Source organism: Mycobacterium yunnanensis (assembly GCF_025823185.1).
GTDB classification, from domain to species: domain Bacteria; phylum Actinomycetota; class Actinomycetes; order Mycobacteriales; family Mycobacteriaceae; genus Mycobacterium; species Mycobacterium yunnanensis.
Window position 1 is genome coordinate 1 of record NZ_JACKVK010000011.1, and the last position, 23,739, is coordinate 23,739.

17 protein-coding genes are annotated in these 23,739 nt (G+C 67.5%); 6 read left to right on the forward strand and 11 right to left on the reverse strand.

Translation table 11 applies throughout. The features are described 5' to 3' along the window. The 7 genes from H7K45_RS19740 to H7K45_RS19770 form a co-directional block, all read right to left on the reverse strand. The coding region (locus H7K45_RS19740) for a cellulase family glycosylhydrolase (RefSeq protein ID WP_276070350.1) at nucleotides 1-1,570 on the reverse strand (1,570 nt) is incomplete at its 3' end. Nucleotides 1,571-2,409: 839 nt separating this feature from the next. After that, nucleotides 2,410-4,128 carry a DUF2339 domain-containing protein gene (locus tag H7K45_RS19745; protein ID WP_263997657.1) on the reverse strand — a complete coding sequence of 573 codons (1,719 nt, stop codon included), beginning with the start codon at nucleotides 4,126-4,128 and terminating at the stop codon, nucleotides 2,410-2,412. Nucleotides 4,129-4,171: 43 nt separating this feature from the next. Further along, nucleotides 4,172-4,801, reverse strand: coding sequence for a response regulator (locus H7K45_RS19750; protein WP_263998363.1), 630 nt, complete (start codon nucleotides 4,799-4,801; stop codon nucleotides 4,172-4,174). Next, nucleotides 4,801-5,937, reverse strand: a complete 1,137-nt coding sequence (macS, locus tag H7K45_RS19755) for a MacS family sensor histidine kinase (RefSeq protein WP_263997658.1) — start codon at nucleotides 5,935-5,937, stop codon at nucleotides 4,801-4,803. Before macS ends, H7K45_RS19750 begins: the two co-directional genes overlap by 1 nt. Continuing rightward, complete coding sequence (locus tag H7K45_RS19760) at nucleotides 5,938-6,690, reverse strand: amino acid ABC transporter ATP-binding protein (RefSeq protein ID WP_263998364.1); 753 nt, start codon at nucleotides 6,688-6,690, stop codon at nucleotides 5,938-5,940. 23 nt (nucleotides 6,691-6,713) lie between these two features. Then, on the reverse strand, nucleotides 6,714-7,643 hold the full coding sequence (locus tag H7K45_RS19765; RefSeq protein WP_263997659.1) for an amino acid ABC transporter permease: 930 nt from the start codon (nucleotides 7,641-7,643) through the stop codon (nucleotides 6,714-6,716). A 16-nt stretch (nucleotides 7,644-7,659) separates the two neighbouring features. Further along, entirely contained in the window at nucleotides 7,660-8,526 is an 867-nt protein-coding gene (locus tag H7K45_RS19770; RefSeq protein WP_372512615.1) for an ABC transporter substrate-binding protein, read from the reverse strand. 223 nt (nucleotides 8,527-8,749) lie between these two features. Between H7K45_RS19770 and H7K45_RS19775 the strand changes: the two genes are divergently transcribed. From H7K45_RS19775 to H7K45_RS19800, 6 genes are all read left to right on the forward strand, one after another. Next, nucleotides 8,750-9,325 (forward strand): HdeD family acid-resistance protein, encoded by a 576-nt coding sequence (locus tag H7K45_RS19775; RefSeq protein WP_263997661.1) that lies wholly within the window; start codon nucleotides 8,750-8,752, stop codon nucleotides 9,323-9,325. 75 nt (nucleotides 9,326-9,400) lie between these two features. Further along, nucleotides 9,401-10,849, forward strand: coding sequence for a cytochrome ubiquinol oxidase subunit I (locus H7K45_RS19780; protein WP_263997662.1), 1,449 nt, complete (start codon nucleotides 9,401-9,403; stop codon nucleotides 10,847-10,849). Between the two features lie 9 nt (nucleotides 10,850-10,858). After that, nucleotides 10,859-11,896, forward strand: a complete 1,038-nt coding sequence (gene cydB / locus H7K45_RS19785) for a cytochrome d ubiquinol oxidase subunit II (protein ID WP_263997663.1) — start codon at nucleotides 10,859-10,861, stop codon at nucleotides 11,894-11,896. Further along, on the forward strand, nucleotides 11,893-13,491 hold the full coding sequence (cydD, locus tag H7K45_RS19790; RefSeq protein WP_263997664.1) for a thiol reductant ABC exporter subunit CydD: 1,599 nt from the start codon (nucleotides 11,893-11,895) through the stop codon (nucleotides 13,489-13,491). Before cydB ends, cydD begins: the two co-directional genes overlap by 4 nt. Continuing rightward, on the forward strand, nucleotides 13,478-14,986 hold the full coding sequence (locus tag H7K45_RS19795) for an ATP-binding cassette domain-containing protein (protein ID WP_263997665.1): 1,509 nt from the start codon (nucleotides 13,478-13,480) through the stop codon (nucleotides 14,984-14,986). The genes cydD and H7K45_RS19795 overlap by 14 nt, the downstream gene beginning before the upstream one ends. Continuing rightward, nucleotides 14,983-15,378: a DUF4190 domain-containing protein gene (locus tag H7K45_RS19800; RefSeq protein ID WP_263997666.1), complete on the forward strand. Its 396-nt coding sequence runs from the start codon at nucleotides 14,983-14,985 to the stop codon at nucleotides 15,376-15,378. Before H7K45_RS19795 ends, H7K45_RS19800 begins: the two co-directional genes overlap by 4 nt. Here the strand turns inward: H7K45_RS19800 and H7K45_RS19805 are convergent. From H7K45_RS19805 to gltB, 4 genes are read right to left on the reverse strand one after another with little or no spacing between them, the layout of a single operon-like run. Then, entirely contained in the window at nucleotides 15,347-16,222 is an 876-nt protein-coding gene (locus H7K45_RS19805) for an acyl-CoA thioesterase II (RefSeq protein ID WP_263998365.1), read from the reverse strand. The genes H7K45_RS19800 and H7K45_RS19805 overlap by 32 nt on opposite strands. After that, nucleotides 16,219-17,637, reverse strand: a complete 1,419-nt coding sequence (pyk, locus tag H7K45_RS19810; protein ID WP_263997667.1) for a pyruvate kinase — start codon at nucleotides 17,635-17,637, stop codon at nucleotides 16,219-16,221. The genes H7K45_RS19805 and pyk overlap by 4 nt, the downstream gene beginning before the upstream one ends. 38 nt (nucleotides 17,638-17,675) lie before the next feature. Next, nucleotides 17,676-19,178 carry a glutamate synthase subunit beta gene (locus tag H7K45_RS19815; protein WP_263997669.1) on the reverse strand — a complete coding sequence of 501 codons (1,503 nt, stop codon included), beginning with the start codon at nucleotides 19,176-19,178 and terminating at the stop codon, nucleotides 17,676-17,678. Beyond that, nucleotides 19,171-23,727, reverse strand: a complete 4,557-nt coding sequence (gene gltB, locus H7K45_RS19820; protein WP_263997670.1) for a glutamate synthase large subunit — start codon at nucleotides 23,725-23,727, stop codon at nucleotides 19,171-19,173. The genes H7K45_RS19815 and gltB overlap by 8 nt, the downstream gene beginning before the upstream one ends. Between the last annotated feature and the right edge of the window lie 12 nt (nucleotides 23,728-23,739).

Consider the following 23,739-nt stretch of genomic DNA (forward strand, 5'->3'; position numbering starts at 1 on the left):
CCTTGTCTGGCTTGGTGGTGGTGTCGGGCTTGGTGGTGGTGTCGGGGGTTGTGGTGGTGTCGGGCTTGGTCGTGGTGGCTGAGTCGTTGGTGGTGGGGGTGGTGGTCACCGGTTCTGCGGCCGGTGTGTCCTCCGCGGGGACGGGTTGTGCGGCAACGGGTTCGGTGGTCGCGGTGACTGGCTCGGCGACTGCCTCGGTGGCCGGGGTCGTGGTGGTGGGTGTCGCGGTGGTGGGTGTCTCGGTGGTGGCCGATTCCTCGGTCGCGGGTGCGGTCGTGGTCTCTTCGGTGGCCTTCTCCGTCGTCTTGGCCGTGGTGGTGGTGTCGGTGGTGGTGGTCTTTGATGCGGTGGTGTCGGGTGTGGTGGTGGTGTCGTCGGTGGTGGTGGGTGTGTCGGTGGTGGTTACCGAGGCGACCCTGAGTGTCAACGGTGCGGCTGTGGTGACTGCGGGGGTTCCGGTGAGGGCGGAGAAGAAGTTCGCGATGTTTTGGGCGAAGGCGGCGATGGAGGCTTGGAATTGGGCGGCGATGGATTGGAATTGTTGGGAGATGGCTTGGAACTGTTGGGTGATGGCTTGTAGCAGTGCGGCCAGGGGGTTGACCGCTGGTGGGTTNGGTTGGCCGGGAGTGGTTGGCGTGGTGCTGTTTTGGGGGTGGTCCTTGAGCCATTGGGCTAGGAATTGGGTGATGACTTCCTTGGGTTGTCCGAGCATGTCCCAGAGTCCGTAGTTGGCCTCGGGGTCGGGACTTCCGGTGGCGGTGTCTCGTCCGGTGTAGAGGAAGATGGGTCCGGCGTTTTGGCCGAAGGCCGCACCCCAGGTGGTGATCAGGTCGGCGATGAGCTTTTCCTGTTGGTCCTGGGTGATGGTGTGCACGACGCCGTTGGCGTCGGTGTAGGAGTAGGTGGGCACGCCGAATTCAGAGAGCCAGACCTTCTTGGTGGGAAACAGTGCCACCAGGTCCTTGAGTTGGTTGAACGCGGTGTCAGAGGCCCAGCCGATGGGGGCTTGGTTGCCTTGGGAGAACGGCAGGTTCTCGTCGTAGGGGTGGTAGGACAGTGCGTCGAAGTACTGTCCGATGGTGGGGTCGGCGGCGATCATGGCCTTGACGAAGTCCACGGGGTCCATGCTGAGGTTGCCCCAGGTTTGGGTGTGTCCGACGGCGCCGGCGACGATGGTGGCCGTCGGGTCGAGGGGTTTGATGGCCTGGTAGGCGGCTTTCAACAACGCGGCATAGGCGGCGGGGTTGATGGGGTTGGAGAACTGGGCGCCGTTGGGTTCGTTCCAGATCTCATAAGCCGAGACCGTGTCGCCGTACTTGGTGACGAATTTGGTCATGAAGGCGGCGAAGGCGGCTGGGTCGGGGGTGCCGCTGCCGGGGATTCCGGCGGTCACGGCGTAGGGCGGGGTGCTGTTGACTTCGGCCAGTACGCCCATGTCGTGTTCCTTGGCCGACTGCATGACCAGATCCAGGGTCGACCAGGTGAAGCTGCCGGGTTCAGACGGTCCGAAGAAGTCGACGAGGCCCCAGGGCACGAACACCCGGATGTTCTGAATGCCCAAGGCCTGCATATCGCTGAGCTGCTGGTCGATTTGCGCCTTCGTCTGCCCGTACAACGGCGAGGCAGCCACACCCACCGTATCCGGGGGCCCCAGGGCACGAACACCCGGATGTTCTGAATGCCCAAGGCCTGCATATCGCTGAGCTGCTGGTCGATTTGCGCCTTCGTCTGCCCGTACAACGGCGAGGCAGCCACACCCACCGTATCCGGCGACACCGTAATCTCAGCCACCTGCTGAAAGGCCATCGAGGTGGTCCGAGGTGTCGAAACGTCGATCGCACTACTCGCGTATGCGGCCGCCATTGCCACCGGGATGACCGCAATCACGCTCTTCGTGGTGAAGGTCTTCAGCAGGCCCGCGGGGGTCTTGTTCATTGATTGTTTCCTACTTTCAGCGGGGTGAATCGTCGTCGCCGTCAAACCGGTTCGCCTCATTTACTCATGAGGTAGCAAATATGTCTCGGTTACGGGATTACCGCATGACGATGTTTGCGCAGGAACGATCTTGACCGGTGCTGAACTGCAGTTTCGATACCTTATGCCTGTTTATTGGCAAACTATTGGCGCATGAATCCAAGGTAACCAGCAATACTTGACGATGTACAAGAAACGTATCGTCAGGCCTGTTCAGCAGGTGAAAACGATGGTTTTCACATGGAGCTGGCGCGACGTATCCGTAGCGGCCTCACCCCTCTTTGCAGCTACAGGAAGTGCGCGTCGGCACCCGGCAACTTTCATGACTGTGCCAGTCAGTTTTTGTTGACGCGTACGTAAAGCGCGGTAGCAAGCGCTTGGTTCAACGACGCGGCCCTTTGGTATTGGCAATTGGACGGCGTGATGAATGCGCGGCTAGGCCTGGTGCCGTCTACCGTCCTGCTCGGCGAGAAGCCGGGCGTAGCCCGTTCCCATGCCCAGGAGCAACAAGCCCACGGCGATGAAGACCACTACCCGGAACATTCCGTCGAGCGTGCCGAGGTCGAACAAGAACAGCTTGGACACCGCAGCGGCTACCAGCGCCATGCCCCCGCCAACGGGCAAGGAACGCTCGTCGCGGGGTACGGACACCGCGTGCTGCAGAACGCCGGCCGCCAGCGTGGCCCAGATGAGGGTCGCGGCCACGTGCCCGCCGAAGAAGCCCGTCTCCCGGCCCCCGATCAGGACACCAACGGTCACCGTCACGGTGGTGACGGCGTAGAGGGCAACCAGTGCCGCACAGGCCCATGCCCAGTCCGTCCGCCACGACCACACGACGGCGCCCGCCCAGGCCACCAGAAGCAGGCTGGCGACCAGCGTCGAGACTGTGATGGACGCACTCAGCTCCGTGGCCCGGGCCACATGGGATGGCGGCGCGTACGCGAGTTCGTACAGTCCGCCGGCGACGCCGAACGCGACCCCGCACCAGCGAGCCACGGCATCACGCCGGCCGACGAGTCCCAGGACGACCGCCATCGCGAGCAGGATCGGCCCGGCCACCGGCCCGTCGAAGGCCACCGTCACCGCGACCAGCGCAGACCCGGCGGCCAAGGCGGACCACGCCACCCGGACGCCCGGGGTGACGGTATGACGGCGGCGGCTCGCGACCAGGATTGCGGTCAAGACCGCGCTCTGCGTGGCGGCCAACAGGGCCGCCACGACTACGTCCCCGGCCAATGATGCGGCCAGCACGGGGGTGGTACCCACGGCGCTCACCGTGGCCACGAGGGTCTGACGCCGGGTGTGCGGAAGCAGAATGACGGCACTGCCGATCGCGAGCGCCCCGGCCAGCGCACTGGCCACCGTCAGCATGGGCGACGTTCCGGAGTCGAAGCCCGTCACCACGAGTGCGAGCAGTAGCGGCAGCGTGGTCACCGCCGTCCGTGCGACGTGCAGACCCACCCAGTCCCGACCCAACTGCACCGGCACCGACGCGGCCCCCAGCGCCAGCATGAACCCAACGAGCACGACCGTGACGCCGCCGGCCACCACGGGCCCCAGGACGATCAGTGGGACGAGCACCAGGAGCCCGAGCTGTTCGGCATTCCACCGGCGAGCCAGCAGCAGACCCGCAACGGCGGTTACCCCCGCGACGGCGAGCCCCATGGGCGCCGACACCCAGTGGTACACGGTGGTCACCGCGATGACGTCGACGTAGGCCGCGGCAATACCCGTGGCGGCCAGCGCAATTGCACCCACACGTCCGCCGGGTCGGTCGACGAGCCGCGATGCCACCACGACCAGGCCCACGGCCAAGGCGGCACCGGCGGCCACCCTGACGCCGGGGCTCAGCATGCCCGCCTGCGCGGCGAGGACGAGTAGGAGTGCCACGCCGACCAACGTGACTGCGACTCCGGCGACCGCCAGCGCCTTGCCGATCCAGCCGTCCGGTCGCGGCGCCGGCTGCCGAGGCGTCGGCTGCCACTGCGGCTGCGGCACCGGCTGCGGCACCGGCCGAGGAGACGGCGCCGCGGCTCGTTCGGCGACGATGCGCTCGAGCTGGCGGAGGTCGGCTGACGCCCGCGCCAAGTACGCACCGATCGCGGCGATGTCGGACGACATCCTGGCGACGACGGCGTGCTCCGGTTCGGTCATGGTGCCATCGTGGCAGCGACGGCCGACGACCGGATGAGTAGTACTACTCGTCGAGCCCGTGTTCGATCGCATACCGCGCAAGCTCGACGCGATTGGCTACCTGCAATTTTCGGAACGTGGCCTGCACGTGGTTCTCGACCGTACGGTGGCTCAGCGAGAGTCGCTCGGCAATCTGCTTGGCGGTCAACCCCTTCGCCACGTGTCGCAAGATCTCAGTCTCCCGCTCGGTCAGGCTCGGTGTGGACTCGTCGGCCCGCGGCGAGCGGGCGATGCGTCGATACTCGCCGAGCACCAGACCCGCGAGGCCGGGGGTGAACACCGCTCGTCCTTGGGCGGTGGCCCGAACCGCTTCGGCGAGTTCGTGCTTGGACGCGCTCTTCACGAGGTAGCCCGTCGCCCCGGCCTTCACCGCCTCCAAGACGTCGTCGCGTTCGTCGGATGCCGACAGCACCAACACGCGCGACGACGGCGACACGGTCAGCACCTGGGCGGTGGCGGCGGCGCCGCTGCCGTCGGACAGTCGCATGTCCATCACCACCACGTCGGGTGTGACGACGGCGGCCCGCCGAGCGGCCGAAACCACCCCGTCCGCCGTGGCGACGACGGTGAGGCCCTCCTCGGCGAGATCTCGGGCGACGGCGTCGCGCCAGATTGGATGGTCGTCGACCACCATCACCGTGAACGCGGAATGGTCAGTTCCCACTCGGCGCCTCCTCCCGGGCTCGTCGTCAGCCGTGCCGTGCCGCCCAGCCAATTCAGCCGTCCGACAATCGACTTGGATACTCCGAGCCGGCCCTCGCCGACCGCCTCCTCGAGCCGGCCGGCCGGAATCCCCGGTCCGTCGTCGCGGATGCTCACCACGACCGAGTCTTCCAGGTCCTCCACCAAGACGAAGGCGTGGGCGGCGGCGCCGGCGTGAGCGGCGACGTTGTCCAACGCATTCGTCACCGCGGCGTCGACCTCGTGTGCCACCTCGTCGGGGAGCAACACCGGCTCCGGCGGAACACTGATCGACACCCGGTCGGCGGCATGTCGGCGCATCAAGGTGACCAGATCGGTGCTCAGGCCCGCGGGCACCGGTGCGCCCGAAGCGCTCACCCAGCGTCGCAGCGCGCGCTCCTGCTCCCCCGCCAAGTCGGCCAGTTCGGTTGTCGGACCGCCAATCTCGCGACCGCGCCGAGCCACCAGCGCCAGCACCTGGATGGCGCCGTCGTGCACTTCCCTCGACAACCGCTCGCGCTCCTCGAGCGTCGCCGCCAGTCGTGCCGCGCGCTGCAGGTCGGCATGTGCCCGCCGCGCGGTCTGTGCGGCCAGCCCGATCGCGAGGCCGACGGCGAGTTCGATCACGACGGTCGCGTTGCGACCCACGTCGACGCTCACGTAGCCCTTGAGGACGGCGTTGGAGGCCGTCACGAGCAGCCCGGCAGCCATGCCGGCGACTGGTCCGAGCAGAATTGCCGCGGAAATCGTTGCGTTGGTGGCCCACAACGTCGTCGGCCAGGACTGGTTGTCCAAGGCCCACTGGTCGGATGCCACGACCTCCGTCGAGAGCATCAACGCGAGGACCACCACGACCTCGGCGCCGACCCAGGCCACCCGTCGGCCGTACCCGTGGAGGTAGGCCGCCGCGCACGCGACACTCCACGCGACGAGGACCCCGAACAACGCCCAGCCCACGGCGGGGTGGATGAGGTCGTCGTTGACGGCGATCTGGAAGCCGAGCGCGTAGACACAACTCAGCAGCCGGAAGACCTGCGCCGCCCGCCACAACGGGGTGGCCGGATCACTTCCAGAAGCCTGACTGCCCAACTACATCACCTTGGACAGGAATGCCTTCGTGCGTTCGTGCTGCGGGTTGCTCAAGACCTCGCGTGGCTTGCCGCTCTCGACGATCACCCCGGCGTCCATGAACACCAACTGGTCGGCGACCTCGCGGGCGAATCCCATCTCGTGGGTCACCACCACCATCGTCATGCCCTCGCTGGCAAGCTTCTTCATGACGCCGAGCACCTCGCCCACCAACTCGGGATCCAACGCCGAGGTGGGCTCGTCGAACAGCATCAGCTTGGGATCCATCGCCAACGCCCGGGCAATGGCCACCCGCTGTTGCTGACCGCCGGACAGTTGGGCCGGATACGCAGATGCCTTGTCCGACAACCCAACCTGGCTGAGTAGGTCCTTGGCCCGCTCGACGGCGGCGGCCTTCTTGACGCCCTTGACCTGCATGGGCGCCTCGATGATGTTCGCCAGCGCGGTGCGATGCGGGAAGAGGTTGAAGTGCTGAAACACCATCCCGATGTCGCGGCGCTGCCGGGCCGCATCCTTGGGTGGCATCTCGTGCAGCTTGTCGCCGCGCTCGCGGTAGCCGATCAACTCGCCGTCGACGTAGAGTCGACCGCCGTTGACCTGCTCGAGGTGGTTGATGCAGCGCAAGAACGTCGACTTGCCCGAGCCGGACGGGCCGACCAGGACAAGGACCTGACCCCGGCCGATTTCCAGAGTCACCCCCTTGAGCACCTTGAGCGCGCCGAAGTTCTTGCAGACGTTCTCGGCCTTGACCATGGGGGTGGCCGCGGATGCTGCGGTCATGTGTGGCCGACCTCTCCGAGGGTCTGCGCCTCGGCCAGTGCGCCGAGTTGCTTGGCGGTGAGCTTGCGTGAGGCACCTCGGGAGAAGTAGCGCTCGAGGTAGTACTGCCCCACCATCAGGATGCTGGTGATCAGCAGGTACCACGCCGCAGCGACGAGCAGCAGCGGTATCGGCTGGAAGAGCACCGCCGAGATGTCGCGCTGACGCCCGAACAGGTCGAAGGTGTACGGCACCGCGGCCACCAGCGACGTGGTCTTGAGCTGACCGATGAACTCGTTTCCGGTCGGCGGGATGATCACCCGCATCGCCTGCGGCAACACCGTCCGCCGCATCGTCAGCAGCCAGGACATGCCCAGCGCCGTGGAGGCCTCGGTCTGGCCCTCCGGCACGGAGCTGATTCCGGCCCTGATGATCTCCGCGAGGTAGGCGGCCTCGTTGAGTCCGAGGCCGACCACCGCCAACACGAAGTAGAGCGAGAGATCCTGGATGTTGACCGCGAAGAACGTCGGACCGAACGGGATGCCCAGCTGAATGTTCTTGTAGATGGTCGGGAACAGGCCCCAGAACACCAGCTGCACGTAGACCGGCGTGCCTCGGAAGATCCACAGGTACACCCACGACACCGAGCGGAACACCGGATTCGGGGACAACCTCATGACGGCAAGCAGCACCGCCAGGACGATCGCCAGAATCATCGACAGGACGGTCAGCTCGAGGGTGACCACCATGCCGGAGACGATGCGCTCATCGAGGATGTACTTGCCGAAGGTGCTCCAGCCGTAGGCGTCATTGGTCGCCGCGCCGTAGAGGAACAGCGCGACGAGCACGACGATGACGATCGCCGCCACCCACCGCCACGGATGCCGCAACGGGACGGCATCGATGACGGCTGGACTGTTGGGTGACGTGCGAACGTCGACGCTCATCGGTGAAATCCGACTGTCAGCTGGTCGCGCCGTTGATGACGGGCTTGTCGATCATGCCGGCCTCGACACCCCAGTTCGACGCGATCGTCTTGTAGTCACCGGACTCGATCAAGTGCTCGAGGGCCTTCTGCAGCGAGGCCGCCAACGGCGAACCCTTGGCGACGGGCCAGCCGTAGGGCGCCGCGTCGAAGGTCTCGCCCGCCTGCTCGAGCTTGCCTGCGCTCTGCTTGATCGCATACAGCGTCACCGGGGAGTCCGCCGACATCGCGTCGGCCTGACCGAGGACGACGGCGTTGGTGGCTTGATCCTGGCCGTCGAACTTCACGATGTCGATCGCCGGCTTGCCCGCGTCGGTGCACGCCTTGCTCTTGGCAGGCAACTCGTCGACTTCCTGCGTGGTCGTGGCCTGCACCGCGACCTTCTTGCCGCAGGCGTTGTTCGGGTCGACGTCAGAACCCTTGGGCTTGGCCCACAACGAGCCTGCCGAGAAGTAGGTGACGAAGTCGACCGTCTGCTCGCGCTCCTTGGTGTCGGTGAACGACGACATGCCGACGTTGAAGGTTCCGCCCTGGATGGACGGGATGATCTTGGAGAAGTCGGCCTCGCGGTATTCGGCGGTCAGGCCGAGGGTGGAGGCGATGGCATTCATCAGGTCGACGTCGAAGCCGACGATCTTGCCGCTGGAATCCTTGAACTCGTTTGGCGTGTAGGGAACGTTGACGCCGACGATCAGCTTGCCGGAGGACTTGATGTCCTCGGGAACGGTGTTGGCGATGTCGTCGACCTTGGCCGCCTTCGCGGCAGTGGTCTCCTTGGCCGGCTCTGCGCTGTCCTCGTTCTTGGTACAGCCCGACAGCGCGAGCGATGCGGACACGGCGACGATCGCAGCGCCGCGCCACCATCGTGAGCTCGCTCGACGGTCCTGAATTCCAGATACCACGTTGTCTCTTCTCTCTGCATCGGGGTCGCCCTCATTCCCCGGGGGCGACGACCTCAGGAACCTTAGCGGGATGTATGCGAAGTAGTAGGTGAAACCTAGCGTCGGTCGTCGATTTGCGCTGTCCGAAACGGCAACGCAACGATGACGCCGTGCGACACTGCCCATCATGATCAATCCGCCTGCCCCAAGCCTGTTGCCCCATTTGTGGAAATCGGCTGCCGTGTCCGGCGTGCTCGCCGTCGTACTCGGCGCCGCGATCGTCGCGTGGCCCGGAATCTCGATCACCGTCGCGGCCATCTTCTTCGGTGTCGGCTTGCTGCTGACCGGAATTCAACAAGTCGTGTTCGCCTTCAGCCTCCACGTATCCGCCGGCGGGAGGGTGCTGCTGTTCGTCAGCGGTGCGGCCTCGCTCATCCTCGCGATCATGGCCTTTCGGCATCTCTACGACGCCGTGTTGTTGCTAGCCATCTGGATCGGCATCGGCTTCATCTTCCGCGGTGTCGCCACGGCGGTGTCTGCGATCAGCGATCCCACCCTTCCAGGGCGGGGCTGGAACGTCTTCGTCGGTCTCATCAGCCTGGTTGCCGGAGTCGTCGTCCTGGCTTCGCCGTTCGACTCGATCGCCACTCTCGCGCTCGTCGTCGGGGTCTGGCTGATCGTCATCGGCGTCGTGGAGATCGTCACCGCGGTCGCCATCCGGCGTGGGACCAACCGGGCCCCAGAGGGTCAGCCAGCTCACTAAAGACGCTCTGGGCTGGGCGAAGCTCATCTACTACACTTTGTCGTAGGTACATGCCGCAGCCAGGAGATGATGCTCGTGAACGCTCTCGACGTCTCGCGATGGCAGTTCGGGATCACGACGGTCTACCACTTCGTCTTCGTGCCGCTGACCATCGGCCTGGCACCGTTGATCGCCGTCATGCAGACGGCCTGGGTGGTCACCGGAAACCTCTCCTGGTACCGGCTCACCAAGTTCTTCGGCAAGCTGTTCCTGATCAACTTCGCCCTCGGCGTCGCCACCGGGATCGTTCAAGAGTTTCAGTTCGGGATGAACTGGAGCGAGTACTCCCGCTTCGTCGGGGACGTGTTCGGCGCCCCGTTGGCCATGGAGGGTCTGGTCGCCTTCTTCTTCGAGTCGACCTTCATCGGGCTCTGGATCTTCGGCTGGACCCGACTGCCCCGGCTGGTGCACCTCGCCTGCATTTGGATCGTCGCGCTCGCGGTCAACGCCTCGGCGTTCTTCATCATCGCCGCCAACTCGTGGATGCAACACCCGGTCGGCGCCCGCTTCAACCCGGAGACCGGACGCGCCGAGCTGACCAGCATCGTCGCCCTGTTCACGAACAACACTGCGACGGCAGCGTTTTCGCACGCCGTCTTCGGCGCCTTCCTCACCGCGGGAACCTTCGTCGCGGCCGTCTGCTCGTGGTGGCTGGTTCGCGCCCGCGCGACCGAGGAGGCCCGCACGATGTACCGGCCAGCCACCATCCTCGGGTGCCTGGTGACACTGGCCGCAGCCGGTGGGCTGTTCCTCACCGGTGACGCGCAGGGCAAGCTGATGTTCCAGCAGCAGCCGATGAAGATGGCCTCGGCAGAGTCGTTGTGCCACACCCAGACCGATCCCGACTTCTCCATCCTCACCGTCGGCACCCACAACAATTGCGACGCCGTCGAGCACGTCATCGAGGTGCCCTACGTCCTGCCCTTCCTCGCCGAGGGCAAGTTCGACGGGGTGACGCTGGAGGGCGTCAAGGATCTGCAGCAGAGGTACGAGGCGACCTACGGTCCCGGCGACTACCGACCCAACCTGTTCGTGACCTACTGGTCGTTCCGGGCGATGATCGGCCTTCTCGCCGTCCCGGTGCTCTTCGCGTTGGTCGCGCTGTGGTCGACCCGGCGCGGTCGCATCCCGGATGAGCGGTGGTTCGCCAGGTTCGCCCTGCTGACCCTGCCGACACCGTTCCTGGCCAACAGTGCGGGCTGGGTGTTCACCGAAATGGGCAGACAGCCTTGGGTAGTGGTGCCCAACCCGACCGGAGACCAGATGATCCGGCTCACCGTCGGCCAGGGGGTCTCACCGCACTCCGCGGCGATGGTGCTGACGTCGCTGACGGTGTTCACCCTGCTCTACGCCGCACTCGCCTGCATCTGGTTCTGGTTGATCCGACGGTACGTCGTCGAGGGGCCGCTGGAGCACGACGCCGAACCGGCGCCGCCCACACCCCCCGGAGACGCCGACGTCGCACCGTTGTCGTTCGCGTACTAGGAGGTCGACATGGGGCTAGTGGACTTCTGGTTCATCGCACTGGCGGCGTTGTTCGTCGGCTTCCTGCTGCTCGAAGGCTTCGACTTCGGCGTCGGAATGTTGATGGCCTTCTTCAAGAGGAGCGCACCGGCAGGCAGCGGCGAGCGGCACCAGCGCGCCGTCCTCAACACCATCGGGCCGGTCTGGGACGGCAACGAAGTCTGGCTGATCACCGCCGGAGGCGCCATGTTCGCGGCGTTCCCCGAGATGTACGCCACCGTGTTCTCCGGCCTGTACCTGCCGTTGCTGCTCATCCTGGTGTCGATGATCGTCCGCATCTGCGCCATCGAGTGGCGTGGCAAGGTCGACGACCCCAAGTGGCGCACGTGGGCCGACGCGGCGATCGCCGTCGGCTCGTGGGTGCCCGCCGTGCTGTGGGGCGTCACCTTCGCCGCCCTGGTGCACGGGCTTCCGGTCAACGGAGACAAGCAGATCGAACTGTCCGTCACCGACCTGCTCGCCCCGTACGTGCTGCTCGGCGGGCTCGCCACGGCCGGCTTGTTCGCCTTCCACGGCGCGGTGTTCGTCATGCTCAAGACCGCCGGAGCGGTGCGTGACGACGCGGTGCTCTTCGCCGCCCGACTGGCGCTGCCCGTGACCTTGGTCGTCGGCGTGTTCGGTGCGTGGACCCAGCTTGCCTACGGCAAGGACTGGACGTGGTTCGTGCTCGGCGTCGCGGTCGTCGCACAACTCACGGCGGTCATGCTGGTGTGGAGCCGCGGCGGTGACGGCTGGGCCTTCGCGTGCACGGCGACGGTCGTCGTCGCGGTGGTGGTCCTGTTGTTCGGGTCGCTCTACCCCAACCTGGTGCCTTCGACGCTCAACCCGGCCTGGAGCCTCGACGTCGGCAATGCCTCGTCGTCGCCCTACACCCTGACGGTCATGTCCTGGGCGGCGCTGATCTTCGCGCCGCTCGTGATCGCCTACCAGGGTTGGACGTATTGGGTCTTCCGTCAACGCATCTCCGCCGAGCGGATCCCGGCGCCGATCGGACTGCGCCCGAGATGATGCGCCACCTGGTGCTGACCACCGGCTGCGGTGTGGTCATCACCGGCTCGGCCATCGCGGCCGCGGTGGTGTTGGCACACCTGGTGGCGGGTCTCATCACCGACCCGGCGTCCCGAACCCTCGCACACTGCGCCGTCTCGCTGTGGGTTCTGGTGGCGCTGTGGACGATTCGAACGCTCGCCCAATGGGCTCAGGCCCGCGTCGGTCAGCGGGGCGCCACCGCGGCGATCGCCGAGGAGAGTCGGCGACTGCTCGCGGGCGTGACGGCACTCTCGCCGCGCGACCTGGCGGCCCGGCGCGACGACGTGGCCACCCTGAGCACCCGGGGATTGGACGCCCTGCGGCCCTACTACACCCGCTATCTGCCCGCAGTCGTTCAGGCTGCCGTGCTGACCCCGGCCGCAGCGGCGACGATGGCGTTCTACGACCTGCAGGCCGCCGTCGTCGTCCTGATCGCCCTGCCCCTCGTTCCGCTGTTCATGGTGCTCATCGGGCTCGTCACCGCCGAGCGATCCGCGGCGGCCCTGACGGCGATGACCACACTGCAGTCGCGGCTCCTGGACCTCATCACCGGCATCCCGACCCTGCGGGCACTCGGGCGTGCCGACGGCGCACGACGGCGCATCACCGAACTCGCCGACGCACACCGTCGTTCGACCATGGCGACCCTGAGGATCACCTTCCTCTCGTCGCTGGTGCTCGAGCTGATCGCCACCCTCGGCGTTGCCCTGGTCGCCGTCAGCGTCGGGCTGCGTCTGGTGTACGGGGAGATCGAGCTCAGCTCCGCCTTGACGGCGATACTGCTGGCCCCCGAGGTCTTCTGGCCGCTGCGGCGCGTCGGCGCGGAGTTCCACGCGGCGCGCGACGGACGGACTGCGCAAGAGAAGGCGGCCGCGCTGCTGGACGGCACCGCGCCACCGGCCCACGGCACGCGTACCCCCTCGGGCACGTCGATCGCCATTCGCGATCTGAGCGTCACCGCGCGCAACGGTGACGCGCCGCATCGGTTGTCCGTCGACGTGGAACCGGGCAGCGTGACCGTCTTGACCGGACCCAACGGGGCGGGAAAGTCGACCGCGTTGCACGCCGTGCTCGGTCTCACCGCGCCGACGACGGGTCGCGTCCTCGTCGGCGGCGTCGACGTCGGCGATCTCGACCCCGGGCAGTGGTGGAGCCACATCGCCTGGGTGCCGCAACGACCCGCCCTGATCCCCGGCACCGTCGGCGAGAACCTGGAGCTCCTCGGACCCGTCGTCCACCTCGAGGAAGCTTGTCGGCGCAGCGGTTTCGACGAGGTCCTCGCGTCACTGCCGGACGGGCTGGACACCGTCATCGGTCGCGACGGGGCGGGGTTGTCCCTCGGCCAACGCCAGCGGCTCGCCCTGGCCCGCGCATTCGGCGCCCACCGGTCCGTCCTGCTACTCGACGAACCGACGGCCCACCTCGATCCCGAGCGGGAACGGTTGGTCCTTCAGTCGATCCGCGAGATCGCCCGCGACGGGGCGGCCGTGCTGGTGGTCGGGCACCGGGAGGCCGTACGCGCCGTCGGAGACCGCGTCGTCACCGTCGGAGGTGAGCACCATGTCGCGGCGTGACCCGTTGCTCTCGGGTCTGGCACTCTTGCGCCCCCGCCTGCCGCGACTGGCGCTGGCCGTGGCGTTCGGCGTGTTCGCGCTCGGCAGCGCACTGACGCTCGCGGGCGTCTCGGCCTGGCTCATCGCCAGGGCGTGGCAGATGCCGCCCATCTTGGACCTGTCCGTCGCGGTCGTCGCCGTGCGCGCCCTCGGCATCTCCCGAGGGGTCCTGGGCTACTGCGAGCGCCTGGCGTCGCACGACACGGCTCTGCGCGCGGCCGGTACCGCCCGAGCCGAGCTGTACCGCGCCCTGGCCCACGGGCCCGTCGAGACCACGATGCGGCTGCCGCGAGGCGACATCGCCTCTCGTGTCGGGGATTCCGTCGACGACCTGTCCGACGTTCTGGTCCGCGCCGTGCTTCCGATCGCGGTCGCCGCCGTCCTGTCCACCGCATCCGTCGTCGTTATCGCCGTCATCTCGCCGACCGTAGCCGTCGTGCTGTTGGCCTGCCTGCTGGTGGCCGGCGTCGTCGCCCCCTTGGCGTCAGCCCGCGCCGCGGCTGCTGCCGAACGCGTTGCCACCGAGCATCATTCGGGCCGTGACACGGCCACGCTCCTGGCGCTGGACCACGCGCCCGAACTACGGGTCGCGGGGCGCCTCGACGAGGTGGTGGCCGACGCGTCCCGTAGGCAGCGCGACTGGGGGGCCGCTGCCGACCGCGCCGCACTGCCGGCCGCCTTCGGTGCCGCCGCCCCCACTGCCGCAACGGCGGTCAGCGTGCTCGGCGCCGTCCTCGTCGCCATCGGTCTGGCTGGCCAGGTGGGCCCGACGACGCTGGCGATCCTGGTGCTGCTGCCGCTCTCGGCGTTCGAGGCCACCGCGGCACTGCCAGCTGCGGCCATCGCCCTCACCCGGGCCCGCATCGCCGCCGCGCGGCTGCTCGACCTCACCGACGCCGAACCGGCGGGCAGGACCCGCCCCCGGGTGCACGTACCGGAGCTGCGCGACGGTGACCGCGTCGCCGTCGTCGGGGACAGCGGCAGCGGCAAGACCACGACCCTGATGGCCATCGCCGCCGAGCACCACGATCCGATGACCGCGGGGTTCTTCCCCGAGGACGCGCACCTCTTCGACACCACCGTCCGAGACAACCTGCTGGTGGCCCGTGGTGACGCGACCGACGACGAGCTGCGCGACGCCGTGGCGGCCGTCGGCCTGCAGGACTGGCTGGCAGAACTTCCGGACGGGTTGGCCACGATCCTCACCGGGGGTGCCGCGGCGGTGTCGGCCGGGCAGCGGCGACGCTTGCTCCTGGCCCGCGCGCTCATCTGCGATCTACCCGTGATCCTCCTCGACGAGCCGACCGAACACCTCGACGCCGCCGACGCCGACCGCCTCCTGCGCGCGGTGCTGGCACCCGACGGGTTGTTCTCCCCCACCCGCACCGTCGTCGTCGCCACGCATCACCTGCCCCACGGGGTGACCTGCCCGGTGCTCTACCCTCGGCAGACATGACGGGCCCCAGAAACGGAACGGGCACCGCGGCGCTCGCCGTCGCGGTGGCCGGCCTCGCCCTGTGCTGGTCGGTCCTCGGCGGTCTCGTCTGCGGCGTGGTGGCGTTGATCCTCGGCGGCGTCGGCCGGGCCCGAGCCACCCGCCGCGAGGCCGACAACGGTCCCGTCGCGGCCGCAGGAATGGCGCTCGGCACGGTGGCCGTCGTCGCATCGGTCGCGTTCGCCGTCATCTGGGGGCTGGCCTGGCGGGATTCGGGCGGCGCGGCCTATGTGGACTGCGCGGTGAAGGCGGGCGACGACCGCGCCGCCGCCCAGGCCTGCACCGACGAGTGGGTCAACGGGCTGCAGGAGAAGTTCGGCGTCAGTCCGCGGCCGACTCGGGGAAGTACTTGACGATCCCCTCTTGGACGACGGTGGCCAGCAGCGTGCCGTCGCGGCCGAAGAAGTGGCCGGTGCCGAGCCCACGCGATGCCGCGGCCACGGGTGACGTCGTCGAGTAGAGCACCCAGTCGTCGAAGGCGACGGGACGGTGAAACCACACCGAGTGATTCATCGTCACCGCGAAGATGCGGTCGAAGCCCCACGACAGGCCGTGGGTGGTGATGATCGAGTCCAGCACCGTGGTGTCCGACGAATAGACCAGTGCCGCAGCGTGAATCACCGGGTCGTCGGGCATCGCACCCTTGGCGGTGAGCCACACCCGGTTGTGCGGCAACCGGTCACCCTTGTTGCGCATCACCCACGCCGGATCGTTGGTGTAGCGCCACTCGATGGGCTTGAGGGCCTCGACGAACAGCGGCACCGTCTCCTCGTAGCCGACGAGCAGTTCTTCGATGCTGGGCACCGACAACGGTTCGGCGACCGTCGGCGCTTCGACACCGTGGTCGAGGTTGCCGCGGCCACCGTCCATGTGCGACACCAACGCCGAGGCCAGCAGCACGTCGCCCTGTCGCACGTCGACCCGCCGGTTGGCGAAGCGACGCTCGTCTCGCAGCCGCACCACGTGGAACTCCAGGTCGCGCGAGGGGTCACCCCCGGCGACGAAGTGGACCGACAACGTGCTCGGTGGCAACCCGGTGCGCACCGTGCGGCTGGCCGCGACGAAGGCCTGAGCCATCATCTGCCCGCCGAACGTGCGAACCGGGTTCCGGCTCGGATGCGACCCGGTGAAGAGATCGTCGTCGACGCGGGTGAGATCGAGGACCGCGAGCAGTTCCTCGAGGTCGGACGAGCTCAGTGGTCGTCCTCGCCGATCCGGTGCACGTGGATCATGTTGGTCGAACCGACCGTGCCGGGAGGTGCGCCGGCGACGATGACGACCAGGTCGCCCCGCCTGTACCGGCCCAACGCCAGCAGGGACTCGTCGACCTGACGGATCATGCCGTCGGTGGTCTGAATGTGGGGAACGATGAACGTCTCGGTGCCCCAGGTCAGGGCCAGCTGACTGCGCACCTCGGGCAGCGGCGTGAACGCCAGCAGCGGCAGCGGGGTGTGCAAACGCGCCAGACGCTTGAGCGTGTCACCGGACTGGGTGAAGGCCACCAACGCCTTGGCGTCGAGACGCTCGCCGATGTCGCGGGCGGCATAGGAGATGACGCCTCGCTTGGTGCGCGGCACGTGGGTCAACGGCGGTGCGGCCGTGGAATTCTCCTCGACGGCGGTGATGATGCGCGCCATGGTCTTGACGGCCTCGAGCGGGTACTTCCCTACCGAGGTCTCACCCGAGAGCATTACGGCGTCGGCGCCGTCCAACACGGCGTTGGCGACGTCGGAGGCCTCGGCACGCGTCGGCCGGGAGTTCTCGATCATCGACTCGAGCATCTGGGTGGCGACGATGACGGGTTTGGCGTTCTCCCGAGCCATCTGGATGGTCCGCTTCTGCACCAGCGGCACTTCCTCCAGCGGCAGTTCGACGCCAAGGTCACCGCGGGCGACCATGATGGCGTCGAACGCCAGCACGATGGCCTCGAGATTGTCGATGGCCTCCGGCTTCTCGAGCTTGGCGATCACCGGGACACGGCGGCCCATCTGGTCCATCACCTCGTGCGCCAGCTCGATCTCCGCAGGCGAACGCACGAACGACATCGCCACCAGGTCGACGCCGAGGGCGAGGGCGAACTTGAGGTCCTCGATGTCCTTCTCGGACAGTGCGGGCACCGAGACGTTCATGCCGGGCAGCGACAGTCCCTTGTTGTTGCTGACCTTGCCACCTTCGGTGACGATGCAGACGACGTCGTTGCCGTCGATCTCACTGACGGTGAGGCCGATGTTGCCGTCGTCGACCAGCAGGCGGTCGCCGACTGCGGCGTCCTTGGCCAGTTCCTTGTAGGTGGTCGACACCCGGTCGTGGGTTCCCTCGACGTCGTCGACGGTGATGCGCACGGTTTCACCGGCCAGCCACATCGTCGGCCCGTCGGCGAACCGGCCGAGGCGAATCTTGGGACCCTGCAGGTCGGCCATGATGCCGACGGCCCGTCCCGTCGCATCGGAGGCCGCGCGAACCCGCTTGTAGGCGATCTCGTGGTCGGCATGGTCACCGTGGCTGAAGTTCAGCCGGGCGACGTCCATGCCCACGTCGACGAGCGCCTTGATCTGCTCCTCCGAGGAGGAAGCCGGTCCCAACGTACAGACGATCTTTCCGCGTCTAGTCACGTTGACTCAATATAGTCGTGATCGATTCAGAAGACGATTCAGACGGCGGCAAGTGGCAGCGCACCCGGCTTGACCGGGGCCGGAAGATCCGACTCGCCCATCAGATAGGCGTCGACGGCATGCGCAGCGCTGCGTCCCTCGGCGATCGCCCACACGATGAGCGACGCGCCGCGGTGCGCGTCGCCGCAGACGAAGACTCCCGGTGCGTCGGTCTGCCAGTCCGACCCACACGACAGCGCGCCACGTCCGTTCAGCCTTAGGCCGAGCTCGTCGAGCAGGGCCATGTGCTCGACGCCGTCGAACCCGATTGCCAGCAGGGCCAGCTCGCACGGGAGCTCGATCTCGGCACCCACCGGGGTGATCGAGCGTCGGCCGTCGGCGTCGCGCTCGACCTTGACCTCGGCGATGACGATCGAGACCAGGCGACCCTTGTCGTCACCGACGAAGCGCTGCACGGCGACCTCGTAGTGACGCGCCCCGCCCTCGGCGTGCGCGGGCGAGGTCCGCAGCACCAGCGGCCAGGTGGGCCAGGGCGAGCGGCTCTCGTCGCGCTGCCCGGGCGGCTCGGCGTTGTAGTCCAATTGGGTGACCGACGCCGCACCCTGGCGGTGCGCGGTGCCCAGACAGTCGGCTCCGGTGTCTCCGCCGCCGATGATCACGACGTGCTTGCCCGCCGCCGAGATGGGTGAGGGCCCGTCGCCCTCGCACTCCCTGTTCGCGGGCACCAGGTGCTCCATGGCGAAGTGGACGCCGTCGAGCTCGCGACCCTCCACCGGGTTGTCCCGCGAACGCAGCGCACCCACGGCCAGCACCACGGCGTCGTGCTGGCTTCGCAGCCGCTCCACCGACAGGTCGACCCCGACCTCGCAGTCGGTCACGAAACGCGTTCCCTCAGCGCGCATTTGGGCCAACCGCTGGTCGAGCCCACTCTTCTCCAGCTTGTACTCCGGAATGCCGTAGCGCAGGAGTCCCCCGATGCGGTCGTCACGCTCGTAGACGGTGACGTGGTGACCCGCGCGGGTGAGCTGTTGGGCCGCGGCCAAACCCGCCGGCCCCGAGCCGACGACCGCGACGCCCTTGCCCGTCGAGATGGCAGCGGGCTGCGGTTCGATCGTGCCGTCCATCCACGCCTGGTCGACGATGGACTGCTCGATGCGCTTGATCGTCACCGCGCCGCCGGTGTGACCCTCCGAGATCGACAGGACGCACGCCGCCTCGCACGGAGCCGGACACAACCGGCCGGTGAACTCCGGGAAGTTGTTCGTCGCGTGCAGCCGGTCGCTGGCCGCGTCCCATCGCCCGCGGCGCACCAGGTCATTCCACTCCGGGATCAGGTTGCCCAACGGACAACCGGCAGAACCGGAGTGACAGAACGGGATTCCGCAATCCATGCACCGCCTGGCCTGCTGGGACACCTCGCCGGCGCGCTCGTGGGGATCCTGGCGCTCGTACACCTCGCGCCAGTCCCCCACCCGCTCGTCGACCGGCCGCTTGGCCGCCTCGACCTTGGGTATCCGCAAGAATCCGGTGGGGTCAGCCACGCGTCGCCTCCATGATCGCAGTGTCCACGTCCCGGCCCTCGGCCTTCGCCATCCGGGTGGCGTAGAGGACCTTCTCGTAGTCGACGGGCATGATCTTCGTGAACTGCGCGCTGCGCCGTGGCCAGTCCGACAACAACGATCGCGCCACCGAGCTGCCGGTGTGACTCTCGTGCCGCGCCACGACGTCGTGAAGCCACGCGAGGTCCTCGGGTTCCAGGCGCTGCAGCAGCACCATGTCGGCGTTGACCTTCGCCGGTTCCAGGCCCAGCACGTAGGCGATGCCGCCCGACATGCCCGCCGCCATGTTGCGACCCGTGGGCCCCAGCACCACGACGCGCCCGCCGGTCATGTACTCACACGCGTGGTCGCCGACGCCCTCCACGACCGCCAACGCTCCGGAGTTCCTGGCGCAGAAGCGTTCACCCACGCGCCCTCGGAGGAACACCTCCCCCGACGTCGCACCGAAGAGCAACGTGTTGCCTGCGATGACGTTGTCCTCCGGCAGGAACAACACGTCGTCGTCGGGACGGACGATCACGCGACCTCCCGAGAGCCCCTTGCCGACGTAGTCGTTGGCGTCCCCGATCAGGTCCAGCGTGACGCCCGGTGGCAGGAACGCTCCGATCGACTGCCCGGCCGACCCGGTGAGGGTGACGTGGATGGTGTCGTCGGGCAGGCCCTGGGCGCCGTAGCGGCGGGTCACCTCGGAGCCGAGCAGGGTGCCGACCGTGCGGTTGACGTTGCGGACGGGAAGTTCCAGGCGCACGGGATGGGCATCTTCGAGCGCCCCCTCCGCGAGCGCGACCAGCGTCTGGTCCAACGCGTGTTCGAGCGCGTGATCCTGATCGCGAAGCCTGCGGCGTTGCGTCAGCGTGGCGCCGTGCGGATCGGTGGGGATCGCGAAGATCGGCGTCAGGTCGAGGCCCTGGCTCTTCCAGTGCGCGACGCCCGGTGCCGTGTCGAGCACGTCTGCCCGCCCGACGGCCTCGTCGACGCTGCGAAAGCCCAACTGCGCCAGGTATCGCCGGATGTCCTCGGCGACGAACCGGAAGAAGTTCTCGACGAATTCGGGTTTGCCGTTGAACCGGGCGCGCAATTCGGGGTTCTGCGTGGCCACGCCGACGGGGCACGTGTCGAGATGGCAGACGCGCATCATGATGCAGCCCGCCACCACGAGCGGCGCGGTGGCGAAGCCGTACTCCTCGGCGCCGAGCAGCATGGCCACCATGACGTCACGCGCCGTGCGCATCCCGCCGTCGCACTGGACGGTGATGCGGTCCCTCAGACCGTTGAGGACGAGGGTCTGCTGGGTGTCGGCCAGCCCGATCTCCCACGGTGCCCCGGCGTGCTTGAGCGAGGTGAGTGGAGCCGCGCCGGTGCCCCCGTCGTACCCGGAGATCAGGACGACGTCGGCGTGAGCCTTGGACACCCCGGCGGCAACCGTGCCGACGCCGACGGAGCTCACGAGTTTGACGTGGATGCGAGCCTGGGAGTTGGCGTTCTTGAGATCGTGGATGAGTTGGGCCAAGTCCTCGATCGAATAGATGTCGTGGTGCGGTGGCGGCGAGATCAGCCCCACCCCCGGTGTCGAATGCCGGGTCTTGGCGATGTTCGGATACACCTTGTATCCCGGAAGTTGGCCACCCTCACCGGGTTTGGCGCCTTGAGCCATCTTGATCTGGATGTCGCTGGCGTTGACCAGGTAGTCACTCGTCACTCCGAAGCGACCCGAGGCGACCTGCTTGACCGCACTGCGCCGACGCGGATCGTAGAGCCGATCCTCCTCTTCGCCGCCCTCGCCGCTGTTGGATCGGCCACCGAGTGCGTTCATCGCAATGGCCATCGTTTCGTGGGCTTCGGCCGAGATCGAGCCGTAGCTCATCGCGCCGGTGTTGAAGCGAGTGACGATCGAGTCGACCGACTCCACTTCGTCGAGCGGGACGGGCTCGCGCACCCCCGTCTTGAACTCGAAGAGGCCGCGCAGGGCACCTCCGTCACGGGCGAGTCGGTTCACCTCGTCGGCGTACTGTCGGAACACCTCGTGCTTGCCGGTGCGCGTCGAATGTTGAAGCAGGAAGACGACTTCCGGAGTGAAGAGATGCAGCTCGCCCTCCCGCCGAAACGCGTACTCACCGCCTACCTCGAGCCGGCGGTGCACCCGCTCGGTCGGGTTCTCGGGATATGCCCTGCGATGGCGCAGCTTGACCTCCTCGGCGAGGACGTCGAGTCCGACGCCGCCGAGTTGGCTTGGGGTGCCGGTGAGGTATTCGTCGATGACGTCCCGGTTGAGCCCGATCGCCTCGAAGGCCTGGGCGCCGGTGTAGGACGCGACGGTGGAGATGCCCATCTTGCTCATCACCTTCATCACGCCCTTGCCGAGCGCCTTGAGGTAGTTGCGGACCGCGGTCGACGGTTCGATGCCGGTGAGCTCGCCTTCGCGGATCAGATCCTCGATGGACTCGAAGGCCAGGTACGGATTGACCGCGGCCGCACCGAAACCGATCAGCATCGCGATGTGGTGCACCTCCCGGGCGTCGCCACTCTCGACCACCAGGGCGACGCTGGTGCGCTGCTTGGTGCGGACCAGGTGATGGTGTACTGCCGAGACCGCCAGCAGTGACGGGATCGGCGCCTTGGTGTGGTCGGAGTCGCGATCGGAGATGACGAGCGTCCGGTAGCCCCTCTCGATGGCGTGGCACGCGCGGTTCCTCAGATCCTCCAAAGCATCGGCGAGACCCTCCCCGCCGCGTTCCACGTCGTAGAGCGCCCGCAGGACCTTCGTCTTCAACCCGGGCTGCTCGCCGTCGTCGTTGATGTGCACGATCTTGTTGAGCTCGTCGTTGTCGAGAACCGGCCACCTGAGCCCGATCTGACGACACGACGCCGCGGTCGGCTCGAGCAGATTGTGCTCGGGTCCCATCACCCGGGACATGGAGGTCACGATCTCCTCGCGGATGGCGTCCAGCGGCGGATTGGTCACCTGGGCGAAGAGTTCGACGAAGTAGTCGTAGAGGAGCCGCGATCGCTGCGACAACACCGCGGCCGGGGTGTCGGTGCCCATGGAGCCCAACGGTTCTGCTCCGGAGGCGGCCATCGGCGCGAGCATGATGCGCAGTTCTTCCTCGGTGTAGCCGAAGGAAATCTGTCGCCGCACCACCGAGTCGTGGTTGGGCTGCACCCGAACTCGTTCCGGCAGCGTCGAGAGGTCCAGAAGACCTGCGTGCAGCCACTCGTCGTAGGGTTCTGCCGCCTGGAGGTCGGCCTTGATCTCGTCGTCGGAGACGATGCGGCCGGCGGCGGTGTCGATCAAGAACATCTTGCCGGGCTCGAGCCGGCCCCGCGCCACGATCTCAGACGACGGCACGTCGAGCACGCCGCTCTCACTGGCCAGGATCACCCTGTCGTCGAGCGTGCGCCACCATCGTCCGGGCCGTAATCCGTTGCGGTCCAGAACCGCACCGACGACCGTGCCGTCGGTGAAGGTGACGCAGGCCGGACCGTCCCAGGGTTCCATCAGCGACGCGTGAAACTGCCAGAAGGCCCGGCGTGCCGGGTCCATGTCAAGGTTGTTCTCCCACGCCTCGGGGATCATCATCAGCACGGCGTGGGGCAGGCTGCGGCCGCCGAGGTGCAGTAGTTCGAGCACCTGGTCGAACGAGGCCGAATCGGAGGCCTCGGCGGTGCAGATCGGCGAGAGGCGGGACAGGTCGCCGGGAATCCTCGAGCTGGCCAGCATGGCTTCGCGGGCGTGCATCCGGTTGCGATTGCCACGGACGGTGTTGATCTCGCCGTTGTGGGCCACGAACCTGAACGGGTGTGCCAGCGGCCACGACGGAAAGGTGTTGGTGGAGAAGCGGCTGTGCACGATGGCGATGGCACTCGTACACCGTTCGTCACGCACGTCCGGGAAGAACCGCGGCAGTTGCATCGTCGTGAGCATGCCCTTGTAGGCGATGGTCCGGCTCGACAGCGAGGCGAAGTACACCTCGCCCTGCTCGGCGAGCTTGCGCACCGGGTAGACGCGGCGGTCGAGGTCGAGACCGCCGGGCCGGTGTCCGTTGTGCTCTGGCGCGGCGAGGAACAGCTGAGCCATGAACGGCATGCACCCCAGCGCCGTCACGCCGATGTCGGCGCCAACGGGGTCGACGGGAACCGTCCGCCAGCCGAGGACTTCCAGCCCCTCCTCGAGTGCGATGGACTCGATGCGGAGCCGTTCGGCGTCCCTGGCCACCGGATCCTGCGGAAGGAAGCAGATGCCGGCGGCAAAGGTGTTGGCGCCGTTGGCCGTCGGTGCGGGCAGCTCGAAGTCGACGACCTCGGCCAAGAGTTCGACGGGCAGCTGGAGCAGGATGCCCGCACCGTCGCCGCTGTTCGCTTCGGCACCTGCGGCTCCGCGATGTTCGAGATGCTCGAGCGCGGTGAGTCCGTCGGCGACGATCGCATGCGACCGCCGCCCCTTAATGTCGGTGACCATGGCGACGCCACAGGAATCCGCTTCGTTCTCCGGGTCGTACAACCCCTGAGCTGATGGCAACGCCGAGAACAACACCCGTGGCACCTC

Excerpts from the sequence above, each read along its gene's own strand:
- H7K45_RS19745 (WP_263997657.1), bottom strand. The coding sequence starts at position 4,128 with ATGACCGAACCGGAGCACGCCGTCGTCGCCAGGATGTCGTCCGACATC.
- H7K45_RS19750 (WP_263998363.1), bottom strand. The coding sequence starts at position 4,801 with ATGGTGGTCGACGACCATCCAATCTGGCGCGACGCCGTCGCCCGAGAT.
- H7K45_RS19760 (WP_263998364.1), bottom strand. The coding sequence starts at position 6,690 with ATGGTCAAGGCCGAGAACGTCTGCAAGAACTTCGGCGCGCTCAAGGTG.
- H7K45_RS19765 (WP_263997659.1), bottom strand. The coding sequence starts at position 7,643 with ATGAGCGTCGACGTTCGCACGTCACCCAACAGTCCAGCCGTCATCGAT.
- H7K45_RS19775 (WP_263997661.1), top strand. The coding sequence starts at position 8,750 with ATGATCAATCCGCCTGCCCCAAGCCTGTTGCCCCATTTGTGGAAATCG.
- cydB (WP_263997663.1), top strand. The coding sequence starts at position 10,859 with ATGGGGCTAGTGGACTTCTGGTTCATCGCACTGGCGGCGTTGTTCGTC.
- cydD (WP_263997664.1), top strand. The coding sequence starts at position 11,893 with ATGATGCGCCACCTGGTGCTGACCACCGGCTGCGGTGTGGTCATCACC.
- H7K45_RS19795 (WP_263997665.1), top strand. The coding sequence starts at position 13,478 with ATGTCGCGGCGTGACCCGTTGCTCTCGGGTCTGGCACTCTTGCGCCCC.
- H7K45_RS19800 (WP_263997666.1), top strand. The coding sequence starts at position 14,983 with ATGACGGGCCCCAGAAACGGAACGGGCACCGCGGCGCTCGCCGTCGCG.